This is a genomic window from Rhizobium anhuiense bv. trifolii (assembly GCF_024346605.1).
GTDB classification, from domain to species: domain Bacteria; phylum Pseudomonadota; class Alphaproteobacteria; order Rhizobiales; family Rhizobiaceae; genus Rhizobium; species Rhizobium anhuiense.
Genome location: NZ_CP098803.1, coordinates 2,112,408 through 2,129,859 on the forward strand (window position 1 = coordinate 2,112,408; position 17,452 = coordinate 2,129,859).

At 60.4% G+C, this 17,452-nt stretch carries 15 protein-coding genes and 1 tRNA gene; 10 read left to right on the forward strand and 6 right to left on the reverse strand.

The genetic code is table 11. From position 1 onward, the window contains the following. The first annotated feature begins 116 nt into the window (after window positions 1-116). The 5 genes from hppD to NE851_RS19085 all read left to right on the forward strand — a co-directional run bounded on the left by hppD (window position 117) and on the right by NE851_RS19085 (window position 6,035). Entirely contained in the window at window positions 117-1,226 is a 1,110-nt protein-coding gene (gene hppD / locus NE851_RS19065; protein ID WP_029867959.1) for a 4-hydroxyphenylpyruvate dioxygenase, read from the forward strand. 62 nt (window positions 1,227-1,288) lie between these two features. Further along, on the forward strand, window positions 1,289-2,650 hold the full coding sequence (gene hmgA / locus NE851_RS19070) for a homogentisate 1,2-dioxygenase (protein WP_097545181.1): 1,362 nt from the start codon (window positions 1,289-1,291) through the stop codon (window positions 2,648-2,650). A 52-nt stretch (window positions 2,651-2,702) separates the two neighbouring features. Further along, window positions 2,703-3,728, forward strand: coding sequence for a fumarylacetoacetate hydrolase family protein (locus NE851_RS19075; protein WP_029867961.1), 1,026 nt, complete (start codon window positions 2,703-2,705; stop codon window positions 3,726-3,728). Next, on the forward strand, window positions 3,725-4,357 hold the full coding sequence (gene maiA, locus NE851_RS19080; RefSeq protein WP_097545182.1) for a maleylacetoacetate isomerase: 633 nt from the start codon (window positions 3,725-3,727) through the stop codon (window positions 4,355-4,357). The genes NE851_RS19075 and maiA overlap by 4 nt, the downstream gene beginning before the upstream one ends. 352 nt (window positions 4,358-4,709) lie before the next feature. Continuing rightward, window positions 4,710-6,035: a COG3904 family protein gene (locus NE851_RS19085; protein WP_097623492.1), complete on the forward strand. Its 1,326-nt coding sequence runs from the start codon at window positions 4,710-4,712 to the stop codon at window positions 6,033-6,035. A 209-nt stretch (window positions 6,036-6,244) separates the two neighbouring features. Here the strand turns inward: NE851_RS19085 and NE851_RS19090 are convergent, their stop codons facing one another. Further along, complete coding sequence (locus NE851_RS19090) at window positions 6,245-10,063, reverse strand: vitamin B12-dependent ribonucleotide reductase (protein WP_029867963.1); 3,819 nt, start codon at window positions 10,061-10,063, stop codon at window positions 6,245-6,247. A gap of 122 nt (window positions 10,064-10,185) precedes the next feature. Here NE851_RS19090 and NE851_RS19095 point away from each other — a divergent pair, with 122 nt between their 5' ends. Further along, the gene (locus NE851_RS19095; RefSeq protein ID WP_029867964.1) at window positions 10,186-10,467 is read left to right on the forward strand and encodes a hypothetical protein; all 282 of its coding nucleotides are present in this window, start codon (window positions 10,186-10,188) and stop codon (window positions 10,465-10,467) included. A 186-nt stretch (window positions 10,468-10,653) separates the two neighbouring features. Here the strand turns inward: NE851_RS19095 and NE851_RS19100 are convergent, their stop codons facing one another. The 4 genes from NE851_RS19100 to NE851_RS19115 all read right to left on the reverse strand — a co-directional run bounded on the left by NE851_RS19100 (window position 10,654) and on the right by NE851_RS19115 (window position 13,902). Beyond that, entirely contained in the window at window positions 10,654-11,244 is a 591-nt protein-coding gene (locus NE851_RS19100) for a hypothetical protein (RefSeq protein WP_029867965.1), read from the reverse strand. A 193-nt stretch (window positions 11,245-11,437) separates the two neighbouring features. Beyond that, complete coding sequence (gene gpt / locus NE851_RS19105) at window positions 11,438-11,932, reverse strand: xanthine phosphoribosyltransferase (RefSeq protein WP_029867966.1); 495 nt, start codon at window positions 11,930-11,932, stop codon at window positions 11,438-11,440. 243 nt (window positions 11,933-12,175) lie between these two features. Beyond that, entirely contained in the window at window positions 12,176-13,018 is an 843-nt protein-coding gene (locus NE851_RS19110; protein WP_029867968.1) for a universal stress protein, read from the reverse strand. A 107-nt stretch (window positions 13,019-13,125) separates the two neighbouring features. Beyond that, on the reverse strand, window positions 13,126-13,902 hold the full coding sequence (locus NE851_RS19115) for a competence/damage-inducible protein A (RefSeq protein WP_029867969.1): 777 nt from the start codon (window positions 13,900-13,902) through the stop codon (window positions 13,126-13,128). Window positions 13,903-14,163: 261 nt separating this feature from the next. Between NE851_RS19115 and wrbA the strand changes: the two genes are divergently transcribed. After that, window positions 14,164-14,760 (forward strand): NAD(P)H:quinone oxidoreductase type IV, encoded by a 597-nt coding sequence (gene wrbA, locus NE851_RS19120; RefSeq protein ID WP_029867970.1) that lies wholly within the window; start codon window positions 14,164-14,166, stop codon window positions 14,758-14,760. Window positions 14,761-14,910: 150 nt separating this feature from the next. Beyond that, a tRNA-Leu gene (locus NE851_RS19125) sits at window positions 14,911-14,995 on the forward strand. A 271-nt stretch (window positions 14,996-15,266) separates the two neighbouring features. On the opposite strand, the gene NE851_RS19130 is transcribed toward NE851_RS19125, so the two are convergent. After that, the gene (locus NE851_RS19130; protein ID WP_029867971.1) at window positions 15,267-15,641 is read right to left on the reverse strand and encodes a VanZ family protein; all 375 of its coding nucleotides are present in this window, start codon (window positions 15,639-15,641) and stop codon (window positions 15,267-15,269) included. A 180-nt stretch (window positions 15,642-15,821) separates the two neighbouring features. On the opposite strand from NE851_RS19130, the gene ilvA reads away from it, so the two are divergent. Both ilvA and NE851_RS19140 read left to right on the forward strand, forming a co-directional pair. Next, a complete protein-coding gene (gene ilvA / locus NE851_RS19135; protein WP_029867972.1) occupies window positions 15,822-17,072 on the forward strand; it encodes a threonine ammonia-lyase in 1,251 nt (416 codons plus the stop codon). Window positions 17,073-17,109: 37 nt separating this feature from the next. Next, window positions 17,110-17,436, forward strand: coding sequence for an HlyU family transcriptional regulator (locus NE851_RS19140; RefSeq protein WP_029867973.1), 327 nt, complete (start codon window positions 17,110-17,112; stop codon window positions 17,434-17,436). The last annotated feature ends 16 nt before the right edge of the window (window positions 17,437-17,452 follow it).

Here is a 17,452-nt window from a genome sequence, read left to right on the forward strand (position 1 = left end):
CAAAATACTCACGAACCGTGCATAATATCTTCTTGGAACATGAAGAATGCAAGAACTTTGCGCGCGTTTTGGGCCACACTTTGCACCAGTCAAGGTTCAATCCTCAGGAGGAGAAAATGGGCCCTTTTCCACATGACGCGCCGCCTTCGGAAATCACCCCCGACAACCCGGCCGGCACCGACGGCTTCGAATTCGTCGAATTCGCCCATCCCGAGCCCGAGAAGCTCAGCGAGCTCTTCACACGCATGGGCTATGTCGCGGTCGCCAGGCACAAGACCAAGGACATCACCGTCTGGCGCCAGGGTGATATCAACTATGTCCTGAACGCCGAACCCGGCAGCCATGCCGCCCGTTTCGTCGCAGCTCATGGTCCCTGCGCCCCGTCGATGGCATGGCGCGTCGTCGACGCCAGGCACGCCTTCGATCATGCGGTGTCGAAGGGCGCCGTTCCCTATGAAGGGGACGACAAGATGCTCGACGTCCCGGCGATCGTCGGCATTGGCGGCTCGCTGCTCTATTTCGTCGAGACCTATGGTGCAAAGGGATCGGTTTACGATGCCGAGTTCGATTGGCTTGGCGAGCGCAACCCGCATCCCCAGGGGATCGGCTTCTATTATCTCGACCATCTCACCCACAACGTCTTCCGCGGCAACATGGACAAGTGGTGGGATTTTTACCGCAACCTGTTCAATTTCAAGCAGATCCACTTCTTCGATATCGATGGCCGCATCACAGGTCTGGTCAGCCGCGCCATCACCTCACCCTGCGGCAAGATCCGCATTCCGCTGAATGAATCGAAGGACGATACCAGCCAGATCGAGGAATATTTGAAGAAGTACCGGGGCGAGGGCATCCAGCACATCGCCGTTGGAACGGAGGACATCTACGACGCGACCGACAGGCTGGCCGATAACGGCCTGCGCTTCATGCCGGGTCCGCCGGAGACCTATTACGACATGTCCTATGAACGGGTGAACGGCCATAGCGAACCGATCGAGCGCATGAAGAAGCACGGCATCCTCATCGACGGCGAAGGCGTGGTGAATGGCGGCATGACGAAAATCCTGCTGCAGATCTTCTCTAAGACCGTCATCGGCCCGATCTTCTTCGAATTCATCCAGCGCAAGGGCGACGAGGGCTTCGGCGAGGGCAACTTCCGTGCGCTGTTCGAGTCAATCGAGGCCGATCAGATCAAGCGTGGTGTCATCGGCACGGCGGCGGAGTAAACTCTAAGCGCCGCGGGTTTTCAGACCCGCGGCGCTGCGGCGTTTTCGGGGAGGAGTTGAGAATGGACCAGACATCGATCCAGGCTTCCGAGAGTGAAGCCGCGACGGCAAACAAGCTGAAATACATGCCGGGCTTCGGCAACGACTTCGAAACCGAGTCGCTGCCCGGCGCCTTACCGCAGGGCCAGAACAGCCCGCAGAAATGCAATTACGGCCTCTATGCCGAGCAGCTGTCCGGCTCGCCGTTCACCGCGCCGCGCGGCACGAATGAAAGGTCCTGGCTTTATCGCATTCGACCGAGCGTGCGCCACACCCGCCGCTTCTCCAACGCTTCCTATCCGCTCTGGAAAACCGCACCCTGCCTGGACGAGCATTCGCTGCCTCTCGGCCAGCTTCGCTGGGATCCGATCCCCGCGCCCACGGAAAAGCTGACCTTTCTCGAGGGAGTGCGGACCATCACGACGGCAGGCGATGCCACCACCCAGGTCGGCATGTCGGCCCATGCCTACCTCTTCAATGAGGACATGGTCGACGATTACTTCTTCAACGCCGATGGTGAACTGCTGATCGTGCCGCAGCTCGGCGCCATCAGAGTGTTCACCGAAATGGGCATCATGGATGTCGAGCCCCTGGAAATATGCCTCATCCCGCGCGGCATGATGTTCAAGATTTTGAGGGGCGGCGAGCAGACGGTGTGGCGTGGCTATATCTGCGAGAATTACGGCGCGAAATTCACGCTGCCGGACCGCGGGCCGATCGGCGCCAACTGCCTGGCCAACCCGCGCGACTTCAAGACACCGGTCGCCGCCTTCGAGGACAAGGAAACGCCCTGCCGCGTCCATGTGAAGTGGTGCGGAAAATTCTATGTCACGGAGATCGGCCACTCGCCGCTCGATGTGGTCGCCTGGCACGGCAATTACGCGCCTTACAAATATGACCTGCGGACGTTTTCTCCGGTCGGCGCCATCAGCTTCGACCATCCCGATCCGTCGATCTTTTCCGTGCTGACCGCGCCCACCGAAGATGCCGGCACCGCCAATGTCGATTTCGTGATCTTTCCGCCGCGCTGGCTGGTCGCCGAGCATACGTTCCGTCCGCCCTGGTACCACCGCAACATCATGAGCGAATTCATGGGCCTGATCCACGGCCAGTACGACGCCAAGGAGGAGGGTTTCGTGCCGGGCGGCATGAGCCTGCACAACATGATGCTTCCCCACGGGCCGGATGCGCTCGCCTTCGAAAAGGCATCCAATACCGAGCTCAAGCCGGTGAAGCTCGATCACACCATGGCCTTCATGTTCGAGACCCGGTACCCGCAGCAACTGACGAAATATGCGGCCGAGCTCGAAACGCTGCAGGATGACTACCTCGAGTGCTGGGACGGCCTGGAACGCAAGTTCGACGGAACCCCCGGATTCAAGTGAAGTATCAAGTGAAGCATCAAGCGAAGACATCCTCCAGCACAGGAATTCGGACATGAAACTTGCGACGTTGAAGGACTCTACGCGGGACGGCCGGCTGGTCGTCGTTTCCCGCGACCTGACCCGCTGTTCGGAAGTCGGCCACATCGCCCGCACATTGCAGGCAGCACTCGACGACTGGGAGCATGTGGCGCCGAGGCTTGCATTGATTGCCGAAGGCATCGAGACCGGAGCCCAGCCGACGATCCGCTTTCACGAACATGACGCAACGTCACCTCTACCGCGGGCCTACCAATGGGCCGATGGTTCCGCTTACGTCAACCATGTCGAATTGGTGCGCAAGGCGCGCGGCGCCGAGATGCCGGCGAGCTTCTGGACCGATCCGCTGATCTATCAAGGCGGGTCGGACACTTTCCTCGCTCCGCGCGAGCCGATCGTGATGGCCGACGAGGCTTACGGGATCGACATGGAGGGCGAGGTCGCCGTCATCACCGGCGACGTCGCCATGGGTTCCGGCCCGGAAGCGGCGCGCAGCGCCATTCGCCTGCTGATGCTCGTCAACGACGTGTCGCTGCGCGGTCTGATCCCCGACGAACTGGCGAAGGGATTTGGTTTCTTCCAGTCCAAGCCGGCCTCAGCATTTTCGCCGGTCGCCGTAACGCCGGATGAACTCGAAGACGCCTGGGATGGCGGCAAGCTGCACCTGCCACTGTTGGTGAGCTTGAACGGCAAGGCATTCGGCAAGGCCAACGCCGGCATCGACATGACATTCGATTTCGGCCAGCTGATCGCCCATGCCGCCAAAACCCGCCATCTCGCGGCCGGCACGATCATCGGCTCGGGAACGGTGTCCAACAAGCTGGACGGCGGCCCCGGCAAGCCGGTGGAGGAGGGAGGAAACGGTTACTCCTGCATCGCTGAACTCCGGATGATCGAGGCCATCGAGACCGGATCGCCGAAGACCCCCTTCATGAAGTTCGGCGATCAGGTCCGCATCGAGATGAAGGATCATGCCGGCCATTCGATCTTCGGGGCGATCGAGCAGACGGTCGAGAAATACGAGGGGGCCGGGCGGCAATGAACGAGGTCGTTCTCTACGACTACTGGCGATCATCGGCGAGTTATCGCGTCCGCATCGCGCTCAATCTCCTGGGCGTCGACTATCGGACCGTGCCGATCAACCTGTTGGAGGGCGCGCACAGGAGGCCGGACTATCTCGCGCTCAACCCGCAGGGCTTCGTGCCGACACTGGTGATCGATGGGAAAACACTGACGCAGTCGCTTGCTATCATCGAATATCTGGCCGAGACCCGACCGGAATGCGGATTGCTGCCATCGGATATCGCCGATCGCCAGAAAGTCCGCGCCCTCGCATATGCGGTTGCCATGGACATCCATCCGATCTGCAACCTGCATGTCGTCTCGCACCTCATGACGCTAACAGACAAGACGGATGCCCGCGAGGAATGGATGAAGCATTTCATCACCGACGGGCTTCGCAAACTGGAAGCCATGATCGGCAACGGCGATGGCGCGTTCAGCTTCGGAGATACACCGACGATGGCGGACCTCTGTCTCGTTCCCCAGGTCTACAACGCCCGCCGCTGGGGCGTGGATCTGACCGCTTTCACGCGTATCGTCGATATCGACGCCAGATGCGCCGAACTGCCCGCTTTCCAGGCGGCGCATCCTGACCGGGTGAAACCATAACGGCAGGCCTAACCACACGAAATCCGAAGGCGCACTGCCTTTTTCCTGCTGCTCCCACATCAATTGCCGGCACCGCGTCGGATCGCCTGGGCTGGGATCTATCGATCGCGGCGAGCTACCGGCGTTTACCGTGTCTTATCACTTCTGATTGTGCCGCTTGCCAGAAGATCGCTCCTTGTGCATTGATCAGGTCGCTGGGGTAGGTCTGAAATGTTCTCGTCAAAGCTGTTGATCTTCAAACTCGTAATGGACACGGGTTTGATCGCATTGAACGCTGATGGGATTTGATGATCACCCCCGGCAATACATACGTGAGCAAGATATGCTGCGAGTGACGACGGGAGAAATACACGTGCTCGAAGGCTGGAGAAGAATACGGAAATCCGTGTCGTTCATATCGATGCTGCTGGCTTTCGCCGCCCTGGCGCAAGAGACGCATGCGGCAATTTCCTATGAACGTCTCGACGGCGCGCCGGGCAAGCGCGGCCTTGCGATAAAGGGCGCGTTCGAAATCTCCGACGATCCGAAGGCGCTTGTCGACGAGTACAAGCAGTTCCAGCCGGCCTATATTACCTTTGACTCGCCCGGTGGAAACGTGATCGTCGCGATCGAGTTCGGCCGCACCATCCGCGCGTTGAATGCGCGAACGATCCAGCTCAGAGCCGTGGAATGCGCATCGGCTTGCGCCTTCGCCTTCGTCGGTGGCGTTCAAAGATTTGCCGAGCCGGGGTCCATCGGCGTGCATCGGGTTTCCCTATCCGAAGATGCCGCCATGGACAGCAATTTGGCAGTCTCGTCTGTTCAATCGCTGACCGGCGAGATCATCGGATATTTGACCGACATGGGGGTGAGCCCCAATCTGCTGCAGCTCAGCCTGTCGATTGACAGCACCGATATAAGGTATCTCACCGCTGCGGAAATGCGAGACTGGAATATCATCACGCCCGAGGACATGTCCTCGCCATCGGCGGGCGAGCCGCCACCGCCGGGCGCTGCGCCACAGGTGAGCGCCACACCCGCCGTCACGCCATCAGACCCAAGCGCTTCCGAGGAGGCCACCGCAGCCGCACCCGGCGACCTGACCACGGAGGCGGTTGATTTCGTCAACCGTTACAATGACGAATGGTCGAAAGACAGCGCTTCTGCGCTTGATTTCATGAAGAGCGTCTATGCCGATCAGGTTTCCTTCTTCGGGACCGTGGTCGACAAAGACGTCGTCTTGAAAGACAAGGCAGCCTTCGCCCAACGCTGGCCAGAACGCATATACAGCGTCAAACCCGGCTCCGTGACCGCCAGCTGCGCTGGAAAATGCGAAATGTCGGGAATTGTCGAGTGGTTTGCTCGAAACCGAGAAACGGGTAGGACAACCTCCGGGATGGCGGAATTCTCTTTCGTGTGGAACACCGCCTCCCTGCAGATCGAGTCCGAGACCGGAAAGGTGATCGCCACGGACAAAGGAGCCAAAGCGCCGGATCGGTTGATCCAGCAGTGGATAGGACTGGACGACATCTGCCGCGGCAGCACCGATCGCTACGGCATCGAGACGGAGCGGGCCTGCAAACGGCGCAAGCAGATCAGTCCGCTGCTCAATCGCGTCGACTGGTGCTATGGCCATGAGGATGAAGCCGGAATGGATATGCAATGGCACAAATGCGATGCCAACTCCCGTAGGTATTGAGATTAAGTACGAGGCGGTTTCACCGTCGGCTGCGGCGAGCGCGGAGTAGAAGGCAAGAAGACCACGGCGTCTATCTCGAGCTTCAAACGAGTGGCGATCGTCTCGGCCAAATAAAAAGCCGCCGGCAGCTGACTGTCGGCGGCTTTTGACTATCGATCAGTTTGTGTCGGACGCCTTTCAACGGGGCGCGCTAGACAACAAGCGCCCACTCAGCTGCACCCGCTCGTAGCACCACACGTGTCGCACTTCTCGCAGGTCCCATTCCGCACCATCGTGAAGTTCTGGCACTCCGAGCACATGTTGCCGGTATAGCCCTGCATGATCGAGCGTTGGCGGCGTTCGGCCTCCCGCTTCTTGGCTTCGGATTTCGCCGTGGCCGCGTCGGCCGCCGCCTTGTCGGAGAAGAGGGCGGTTGCGTCGCTGGTGATTTCGTCGATCACCTCTTCGGCAATCTCTTCCGCCAGTTCCTTGGCGCGCTCCTCATAGTCGCGCTTGAAGGCGACGATTTCGGAGGTGGAGATGGCGACCGTCGGCTCCAGCTTGCGGGCGGCACTGCCGGCAAAGGCAGTCACGGTACCGGTGGAAGCAGCGCGGGCAGGGGCGGCAGTCGCCGCACCCTTGGGCTCGGCCGCTGCCTGGCGTTCGCCGCCGGTGCCGGAGACCAGGGTCGGCTTGTAGCCGCGGGTCCAGCCGGTGGAGAGCAGGTTGGTCTTGCCCTCCTGGATGCCCTTGCCGAGCGCGGTGTTGGAGAAGTCGGACGTATCAACATGCGCCAAGTCGTGGCGGCCGAGATAGGAGACGGCAAGTTCGCGGAAGACGTAGTCGAGGATCGACGTGGCGTTCTTGATCGCGTCATTGCCGATGACCATGCCGGCCGGCTCGAACTTCGTGAAGGTGAAGGCCTCGACATATTCCTCGAGCGGCACGCCATATTGCAGGCCGAGCGAGATGGCGATGGCGAAATTGTTCATCATCGCGCGGAAGGCAGCGCCTTCCTTGTGCATGTCGATGAAGATCTCGCCGAGGCGGCCGTCGCCGAACTCGCCGGTGCGGAGATAGACCTTGTGTCCGCCGACGGCGGCCTTCTGGGTGTAGCCCTGGCGGCGGTTCGGCAGCTTCTCGCGTTCGCGCGAAACGCGTTCGATCACCCGCTCGATGATCTTCTCGGTGATGGTGACGGCCTGGGCGGCGACCGGCGCCTGCAGCAGTTCCTCCAGCGCATCCTCGTCATCCTCGTCTTCGATCAGCGAGGCATTGAGCGGCTGCGACAGCTTCGAGCCGTCGCGATAGAGCGCGTTGGCCTTGAGGCCGAGCTTCCAGGAGAGCAGGTAGGCGTTCTTGCAATCCTCGACGGTCGCCTCGTTCGGCATGTTGATCGTCTTGGAAATCGCACCCGAGATGAACGGCTGGGCCGCCGCCATCATGCGGATGTGGCTTTCCACAGAGAGGTAGCGCTTGCCGATCTTGCCGCAGGGATTGGCGCAATCGAAGACCGGCAGATGCTCATTCTTGAGGAAGGGCGCGCCTTCCAGCGTCATCGCACCGCAGACATGGATGTTGGCGGCTTCGATGTCCTTCTTCGAGAAGCCGATATGGTCGAGCAGGCTGAAGCTCATGTCGGACAGTTGTTCGTCGGAAACCTTCAGCGTGTCCCTCAGGAAGTCGGCGCCGAGCGTCCACTGGTTGAAGACGAACTTGATGTCGAAGGCGCTCTTCAGCGCGGCGTTGACGGCTTCCACCTTCTCGTCGGTGAAGCCCTTGGTCTTCAGCGTCGAGGGGTTGATCGCCGGCGCCTGGTTCAGGTTGCCGTGGCCGACGGCATAGGCCTCGATCTCGGCGAGCTGGCTCTCCGAATAGCCGAGCGTGCGCAGCGCTTCGGGCACGGCGCGGTTGATGATCTTGAAGTAGCCGCCGCCGGCGAGCTTCTTGAACTTGACGAGGGCGAAGTCGGGCTCGATGCCGGTGGTGTCGCAATCCATGACGAGACCGATCGTGCCGGTGGGCGCGATGACCGAGACCTGGGCATTGCGATAGCCATGCTGTTCGCCGAGCTCGAGCGCCTTGTCCCAGGCCGATTTGGCATGGGCGACGAGATCCTGGTCCGGGTTTTCCGAATGGATCAGCGCGACCGGGTTGATCGACAGGGCCTCATAGCCCGATGTTTCGCCATGGGCGGCGCGGCGATGGTTGCGGATGACCCGCAGCATGCTCTCGCGGTTTGGCGCGAAGTTCGGGAAGGGCCCGAGTTCGGCAGCCATTTCGGCCGACGTCGCATAGCAGACGCCGGTCATGATCGCAGTCAGCGAACCGGCAATGGCGCGGGCCTCGGTGGAGTCGTAGGGAATGCCCGACGACATCAGCAGGCCGCCGATATTGGCGTAGCCGAGACCGAGCGTGCGGTATTCGTAGGAGAGTTCGGCAATGCGCTTCGACGGGAACTGCGCCATCATCACCGAGACTTCGAGCACAACGGTCCACAGGCGAACTGCATGTTCGTAATCGGCAATGTTGATGCGCTTGGTGGCCTTGTCCTTGAACTGCAGCAGGTTCAGCGAGGCAAGGTTGCAGGCCGTGTCGTCGAGGAACATATATTCCGAGCACGGGTTCGAGCCGCGGATCGGGCCGCCGGCCGGCGAAGTGTGCCAGTCGTTCATCGTCGTGTTGAAGTGGATGCCCGGATCTGCCGAGGCCCAGGCAGCGTAGGAAATCGTTTCCCAGAGATCGCGCGCCTTCAGCGTCTTCATCACCCTGCCATCCTTGCGGGCGGTCAGGTTCCAATCGCCATCATTCTCGACGGCGCGCAGGAAGTCGTCCTTGATCGAGACGGAGTTGTTGGAGTTCTGGCCCGATACCGTGAGGTAGGCTTCCGAATCCCAATCCGTGTCGTAGGTCTTGAACTGGAGATCCTTATAGCCCTGGCGGGCGAACTGGATGACGCGCTGGACGTAGTTCTCCGGAACCTGGTCCTTCTTGGCAGCGCGGATTTCGCGCTTTAGGGCAGGGTTCTTGGCCGGGTCGAAGCAATCGCCGTTGTCGCCGCCTTCACAATTGAAGCAGGCCTTCATGATCGCCTTCAGATGCTTGGCGACGACCTTCGAGCCGGTGACCAGGGCCGCGACCTTCTGCTCTTCCTTGACCTTCCAGTTGATGTATTCCTCGATGTCGGGATGGTCGATATCGACGACCACCATCTTGGCGGCGCGGCGCGTCGTGCCGCCCGATTTGATGGCGCCGGCGGCGCGGTCGCCGATCTTCAGGAAGCTCATCAGACCGGAGGAGCGGCCGCCGCCGGAAAGCTTTTCGCCTTCGCCGCGCAGCATGGAGAAGTTGGAGCCCGTGCCGGAGCCGTATTTGAACAGGCGCGCTTCACGCACCCAGAGGTCCATGATGCCGCCTTCGTTGACGAGATCGTCCTCGACCGACTGGATGAAGCAGGCATGCGGCTGCGGATGTTCGTAGGCCGACTTGGACTTGGTCAGCTTGCCGGTGAAGGGATCGACATAGAAATGGCCCTGGCCTGGGCCGTCGATGCCGTAGGCCCAGTGCAGGCCGGTGTTGAACCATTGCGGAGAGTTCGGGGCGACGCGCTGGGTGGCGAGCATATAGGCAAGCTCGTCCTTGAAGGCCGCGGCGTCTTCCTCGGAGGAGAAATAGCCGCCCTTCCAGCCCCAATAGGTCCAGGTGCCGGCAAGACGGTCGAAAACCTGGCGCGCATCGATTTCGGAGCCGGTCTGCTCATCCTTCGGCAGGGTCTTCAGCGCAGCATCGTCGGGAACGGAGCGCCACAGGAAGGAGGGAACGTCGTTTTCCTCGACCTTCTTCAGGCGGGTGGGGACGCCAGCCTTGCGGAAATACTTCTGCGCCAGAACGTCGGTCGCGACCTGGGAGAACTGCGCGGGAACGTCGATATTCTCGAGGCGGAACACGATCGAACCGTCGGGGTTCTTGATCTCGCTCGTCGCCTTGCGGAATTCGATATCCGCATAGGCGCCTTGGCCGGCCTTCGTGAAACGACGTTCGATGCGCATGGTCTTGACCTCGTGTTGGCGCCCGATCCCCAGCGACCGGGGCGCAAAATTCCTATCCGGCGGCACTTTGTCGTCGTGCAGCCAGCCTCGTTTCCGTATCGTGACAGGGGTGTCATCCGGAGATGTCCTTCCTGTATCTTGTGGTGATGGTGGCTGCAAACGCTAAATATAGTATTAACAGCTTATTATCGCCAGTCCCGACGTCACTTTTTTTGGAGGCTGAAAACCGCGCAGAGAACCTGTCGGGTCTGAACCGCTCCCGGCGCATCACCCTGATTCTGCGTCCTGATTTTCAAAAGGGAACCGGGCTCGTTACCTCCGGTCCTGTCGCCGCCGCAACATCGAAAACAGTAAAGTTTGAAACAGCTGATTCCGTCAAGGGCTGGCTTTTAATTGATTGCTAACCACAACATGTTGTGGATGCGCCTGTGGAGATTGGGGAAAGCCGGGGAGCGCTGAAATTACAATGGCTTGCAGGCGTTGCCGGCTAAGGAAAAGGCCGGAACGATAAAAAAGCGCCCTGCGGCAAATCTTGTGATGGCATTTCCGGCGCAAATGCGCATGGCGATTCGGCGAGAAAACGAGCGGTCTTAAAGCGCGTCGATGGCGATGGTAACGGTGGCCACGCCGATCGGCCTGTTCTCTTCGTCCATGACCACGAAGCTCGCCTGCGTCTCGAGTATCTGAGTGGATTCGTTGCGCTCGGCCCGGTCGATGAAGACCTCTCGCGAGCCGTTGGCGAAGGTTCTGAGATATTTCTCTTCGTCGCCCTGCCAGTAGTCGGCGGTAATGATGCTCTGCCCGACATTCAGTCCATGACTATCGGTGACGAAAAATTCGACGATCGCTCCCTGCGAGGCGTCCTGCCTGGCTTTCAGGTAATGCGACACGGATCTGTCGAGCAGCAGCTTGACCATATGCAGGTGATGCTGATCGACCTCAGATCGGTAAGTGTCATCGAGCACCCGCATATCCATTTCGCTGACGTTGCCGAACTCCGCGTTCTGCTCGGCAATGGCCTTCAGCACCAATGGCGTTTCCACCATTGGCCGGATCTGCTTCTCGACATAGTCGCGCACAAGGGGGATATAGGCAGGCTCGGCGCGGACAGGCGTGAGGGAAAACAGACATGCCGCCAGCCCGACGGTCACAACCGCTGCTCTACGCCCCCACCGCGCCATCTTGTTTCCCTATATCACATCGTTTGCTGCACGCTTTAAGCGCAATTTGATGCGATTCGCAGCTGTCGAGTTTATGCGAACACGATAAAATAGATGTGCTGCTCCCGATAGCGGATTCAGGAAACCCCGCAGACAAAAACTGGAACAATTTCAAGTGGTAAATACGAAGGCCGCGCGCTGTGATCGGTGGCGATCAGCCTGCGCCTTTGGCGATCGGCTCCTGATAGGTGAAGCCCATGTCCCAGGGGAAGTAGATCCAGGTGTCCTGGCTCACCTCGGTGACGAAGGTGTCGACCGTCGGCACGCCCTTCGGCTTGGCATAGACGCAAGCAAAATGCGCCCTCGGCAGCATGGCGCGCACCTGGGCGGCGGTCTTGCCGGTATCCGTCAGGTCGTCGACGACGAGCACGCCTTCGCCGCCATTTTCCTGAAGTTCGGGCGCGATCCCCTTGAGCAGCACCATGTCGCCCTGGTTGACATAATCATGATAGGAGGCGACGCAGACGGTCTCGATCAGCCGGATGTTCAGCTCGCGTGAGATGATCGCCGCCGGAACGAGGCCGCCGCGGGTGATGCAGACGATCGCCTTGAACGCCTGATTGAGGCCGGCTAGCCGCCAGGCAAGGGCGCGTGCATCGCGGTGGAACTGATCCCAGGAAACGGGAAAGGCTTTATCGGGAAGGGACATTCGGGCTGCTCCGCGGCATGAAAAACGATACGCCGTTTGCCGGCGACCAGATGGGCTTGGAACGGCGATCGGCAAAACGAGAAATCGCGTAGCCGAAACTGCGCGAAATCGCGAGCTGCAGCTGCGCGAGATCGCGAGCTGCACTGCGCGAGTTGTGGCCGAGGCTCGAAGCTCTCATCGGTCGCTGCAATTAGCGGGATTTGCCGGCAAAACGCAAGAGCAGCAATGATTGCGGCAAGAGGATCATCGCGACAACAGGGTCAGCGCCGTCATCGATTGCAGCAAGCTCTTCGTCGTGCCGCCGAAGATCATCTGCCAGAGCCAGGAATGCGTATAGGCGCCCATGACGAGAAGATCGATGCTGCTGTCCGAAAGCCGGTTCTCGATGACATGCGACGCGTTCTTGTCCACACTTTGGGCCGTCGAAAGCGTCGTCTTCACGCCATGACGGGCGAGTGTGGCGGCAATCTCGGCGCCGGCGGTGAGCGGCGATTGCAGCGCCGTGTCGGCCGGATCGACCGAAAAGATCTCCACCTCCTCGGCGGCTTTGAGGATCGGCAACGCGTCGAAGGTCGCGCGCGCCACCTCCTTCGAGCCGTTCCAGGCGATCAGCACGCGTTTGATCGGCTTCGGCTGGCGGATGATATAGGGGATCATCAGCACCGGCCGGCCGGTTTCGAAAAGGAAGCTGTCGACGTCGACTTGGCTGTCGGAAGGTTTGGCCGGATCGGCCTGCGAGGCGATCAGAAGGTCGGCGCTGCGTGCACTTTCGATCAGCGGCGCGGAGCCGTAGCCGGTTGAGGTCGCAAAGCTGCGCCACTCGTAGGAGGCGCCTGTCGCAGCCGCTTTTGCCCGGAAGATGCGCTCAACCGCGAGCGTTTCGCTATGCGCCATGTCCTGCAGCGCCTGCACGGCGACGGGATCGGGGATTTCCATCGGCGCCACCAGCGGCACGGCGGAGATGATTTCGGCATGCAGGCCGATCACATGGGCACCGCTTTCAGCGGCGATGGCAAAGGCGAAATCGGCAACCGCAGCACTATTATCGGATGTATCGAGTATGGCGAGAATGGTTTTGTAAGACATATCAATTCTCCTTGCGCTGAAATGGCGTGCGCGAGGGAAGGAATGCACCGGCCCCTTCTGCTGTTCCTTGACAGGGATCAAGGATGACCCCCGTTCCGGCGTTTCCTTCAAGCCTCGGCAGAATGGTTTTCTGTGATGTCCTTCCTCCGGCGGATGGCTTCGATCATCGCCTGCACCTCGGCGCCGGCCGCATCGATCACTGCCTGCGAGCGGCCGCGCACGACGATCTCGGTCGAGAATTTCTGGCCGATATAGCGCGGGTAGGAGCCGATGCTGGTTTCCGGATGCGCTTTCTGGATCGCGGTCAAGGGCGTGCCGATTTCACCTTCGCCGTAAGGGCAGGCGATGGCGAGCGACAGCACCGGCGTGCCGGTCCGAAGCGCCGGCAGCACATTGTCGACCATTGCCTGGAAGACCTGCGGGACGCCGGCCATGACATGGACATTGCCGATGATGAAGCCAGGCGCCGTCGAGACGGGATTGGCGATATGCACGGCCCCGCGCGGCATGCGCGCCATGCGCTGGCGGGCTTCGGTGAATTCCATCTCGCGGCGCCGATACATTTCGGCCAGCAGCGTCATCGCCGTTTCGTCGTATTCGCAGGGCAGGCCGAAAGCCTTGGAGATGGCGTCGGCGGTGATGTCGTCATGCGTCGGCCCGATGCCGCCCGAAGTGAAGACGTAATCATATTTGCCGCGAAGCGCATTTAGCGCCTCGACGATCGCCTCCTCGTCGTCGGCGACGATGCGCACCTCCTTGAGGTCGATGCCGGAAAGCGTGAGCAGATCGGCGAGATGGCCAATATTTTTGTCCTTGGTGCGGCCGGAAAGAAGTTCGTCGCCGATGGCGAGCATGGCGGCGGTGACGACGATGTCTTGGCTCATGGGATGTTCCGTAATGTGAAGCTGGTGAATAGGTAGCGCCGTTCGATCTCTTTGCAAACAGCCGGAGCATTATGCCGCAAGTGCAAGCGGTTATCGGACGGCAGCATCTGCGTCCATTTTGCTGAAATGAAAAGGCAAGTGAATTTTCGTCTACATCAGTTGAACACTGAGTTCTTCAGGCCGGGGCTTTGTTCAAGCAGGCGGGCTGATAGACATCCTCCGGTCACGAAATTCAACCCGATGTTTCAAGAAAGATAGAAGATGGCGAAGGTTCTCGTCCTTTATTATTCGGCTTACGGCCATATCGAAACCATGGCCTATGCCGTCGCCGAAGGCGCGAAGTCGGCCGGTGCCGAGGTCACCGTCAAGCGCGTTCCGGAACTGGTTCCGGAAGAGGTCGCCAAGGCTTCCTATTACAAGGTCGATCAGGCCGCTCCGATCGCCACCGTCGACGAACTGGCGGATTATGACGCGATCATCGTCGGTGCCGGCACCCGCTTCGGCACGGTCGCCTCGCAGATGCGCAATTTCTGGGATCAGACGGGCGGCCTCTGGTTCGCCGGCAAGCTCGTCGGCAAGATTGGTTCGGTCTTCACCTCTTCGGCCACCCAGCATGGCGGCCAGGAATCGACCATCCTCGGCTTCATCCCGACCTTCCTGCACCAGGGCATGGTCGTTGCCGGCCTTCCCTATGCCTTCCAGGGCCAGATGGGCACCGAGGAAGTCAAGGGCGGCTCGCCCTACGGCGCGTCCACCATCACCAACGGCGATGGCTCGCGCCAGCCCTCCGAGATCGAGCTGGAAGGCGCGAAATACCAGGGCGCCCATGTTGCCAAGCTGGCCGCCAAGCTCGCCTGAGCGTTGATACTGACATGATGAAGGGTGCGGCGGGCGTGAGGCTCGCCGCGCCTTATCCGTTTTCGTTGGCGCAGCCGACAAAACGAGCACAATTTTACGCCTCGCGGCTCTTCCCATCGCCAATGACGCAAGATATTGAAAACGCAGCAAGCGGGCGTGGCGAAACTGGTAGACGCAAGGGACTTAAAATCCCTCGGCCTTGGCTGTACGGGTTCGACCCCCGTCGCCCGCACCATCTTCACAATCCTGTTTGAATATGCCTGTATTTTGTGCGTAAAAGCGCGTTGTTGCTTGACAATGACATTTTCGGTGCAAGGATTGCGCCGCGGCGGTTGAGTAAGTGTTGTCTTGTGGGAGTAAGACGATGGTTTACGATTGGAGTGGGGCGAGGGTTCGGCGCATCCGAATCTTCAAGACCAGTGTCGCACTTGTTCTGGGAACTGCGATGGCTGCAATACCACTGTTCTTTTGGGCAGTGCAGTTGCGCGCTTTCTAAGCTGGGACAATCAGCGTTCCGCTAGGGGAAGCGCGTTGGGCGCTTTCGTGTCGCGCCGCCTGTTGATCACCCAGCCGGCGAGCAGCCCGACGGCGGCACCCATGGCCTTGATACCCGCGTCATGCAGGCGCGGATGCCGCGTCGGCGAGAAGTACTGCAAATATTCGATGCCAACCGCACCGGCGATCAGCAGCACCGCCACCAATTTCCACTGTTTCGGATAGGCGAGCGCAAAGGCAAGGCCGAGGAGAACATAGGCGCTTGCGCGATCGGTATTGACCGTCGTCACTGTATCCGGCCTCAGCCCGATCGGTGAAATCGTGACGACGAGGATGAAGGCGAGCAGCAGCCAGGCGAGCGGTTTTGCGAGTTTGAATGTGATCATGGCTTCATATTAGTGGCTGGCCTTTTCATTGACAGTTAAAATCAGTTCATGTGCCGCTGATTTTGCGATTGGCTTAAGAAAAGCTTCCCAGGAGCGAACTGCAAATGGTCGAAGCGGGCTTTCTATTGCCGGCCGGCCTGTGCCATAGCGGCGCTGCAATCATGAGAATGGATCACGCCCGTGACGAGACTTGATGTCGAAAGCGCCGAAGAGGCAATGCGCAGCCTGTTTCCGGCAACGCCACTGCAGCTGAACGACCATCTGTCGGCCCGCTACGGGGCCGACATCTGGCTGAAGCGCGAGGACCTGTCGCCGGTGCGCTCCTACAAGATCCGCGGCGCCTTCAATTTCTTCCGCAAGGCGATCGGGCAGGGTGCGGCCGGCAAGACTTTCGTCTGCGCCTCGGCCGGCAATCATGCCCAGGGCTTTGCCTTCGTCTGCCGCCATTTCGGGGTGCCGGGCGTCGTCTTCATGCCGGTGACGACACCGCAGCAGAAGATCGACAAGACCCGCATGTTCGGCGCCGAATTCATCACCATCCGGCTGTTCGGCGACTTCTTCGACCAGTGCTACCAGGCCGCCCGCGAACATGTCGAGGCGGTCGGCGGCGTCATGGTGCCGCCCTTCGACCATGAGGACATCATCGAGGGCCAGGCGACGGTCGCCGCCGAAATCATGCAGCAGCTGCCGGAAGGAACCGTGCCCGACATGGTCGTCCTGCCGGTCGGCGGCGGCGGACTTGCCGCCGGCATCACCGGTTATCTCGACGGCACCGTGCCGAAATCGGCCTTCGTCTTCACTGAACCCGCCGGCGCGCCGAGCCTCAGGCGCAGCATCGAGGCGGGCAAGGTGACGACACTGGCCAAGGTCGACAATTTCGTCGATGGCGCCGCCGTCGCCCGCATCGGCGACCTGAATTTCGCCGCCCTTCGCCATTTCCCGGCAAGCCAAGTGCATCTGATGCCGGAGAACGCCATCTGCGTCACCATTCAGGAGATGCTGAATGTCGAAGGCGTCGTGCTGGAACCGGCCGGCGCCCTGTCGCTGACGGCGATCGCCGCGATGGACGGCCAAACGATCCGTGGCAAGACCGTCGTTGCCGTCGTCTCCGGCGGCAATTTCGATTTCGAGCGTCTGCCTGACGTAAAGGAAAGAGCCATGCGTTACGCGGGGCTGAAGAAATACTTCATCCTGCGGCTCGCCCAGCGCCCCGGCGCGCTCAGGGATTTCCTCAATCTGCTCGGTCCCGACGACGATATCGCCCGGTTCGAATATCTGAAGAAATCGGCACGCAACTTCGGCTCGATCCTGATCGGCATCGAAACCAAGGCGCCTGAGAATTTCGCCCGGCTGATCGGAAATTTCGAAGCTGCCGGCATGGGTTACGAGGATATCACCGAAAACGAGATCCTCGCCAACCTGATCATTTGACTTGGCGACAGCGATGCCGTCGTGCTAAAGGCGGAGCATGGCTTCGTTCATTTCAAATATCTTTTCGATGTTCTCCGGCGGCGGCAAACCGGCCACGGAAGCGGCAGGCCCTTCCGGCGAGCCCCAGCTTTACGGCGATTGCACGATCTATGCCGAGCCGCGCAGGGAAGGCAGCCAGTATCGCCTTGCCGGCCGCATTGAAAAGAAGGTCGGCGACGAGGTGCTGGTGCGCAATTTCATTCGCGCCGATCTGTTTTCTTCCTCCGACGACGCGATCGAATGCACGGTGCGCAAGGCGCATCAGATCATCGATCAGCATGGTTCGTCACTCTTTGGTGACGGCGAAAAGATTCGTCAGGTCTGAAATCGGGATCCGCCGG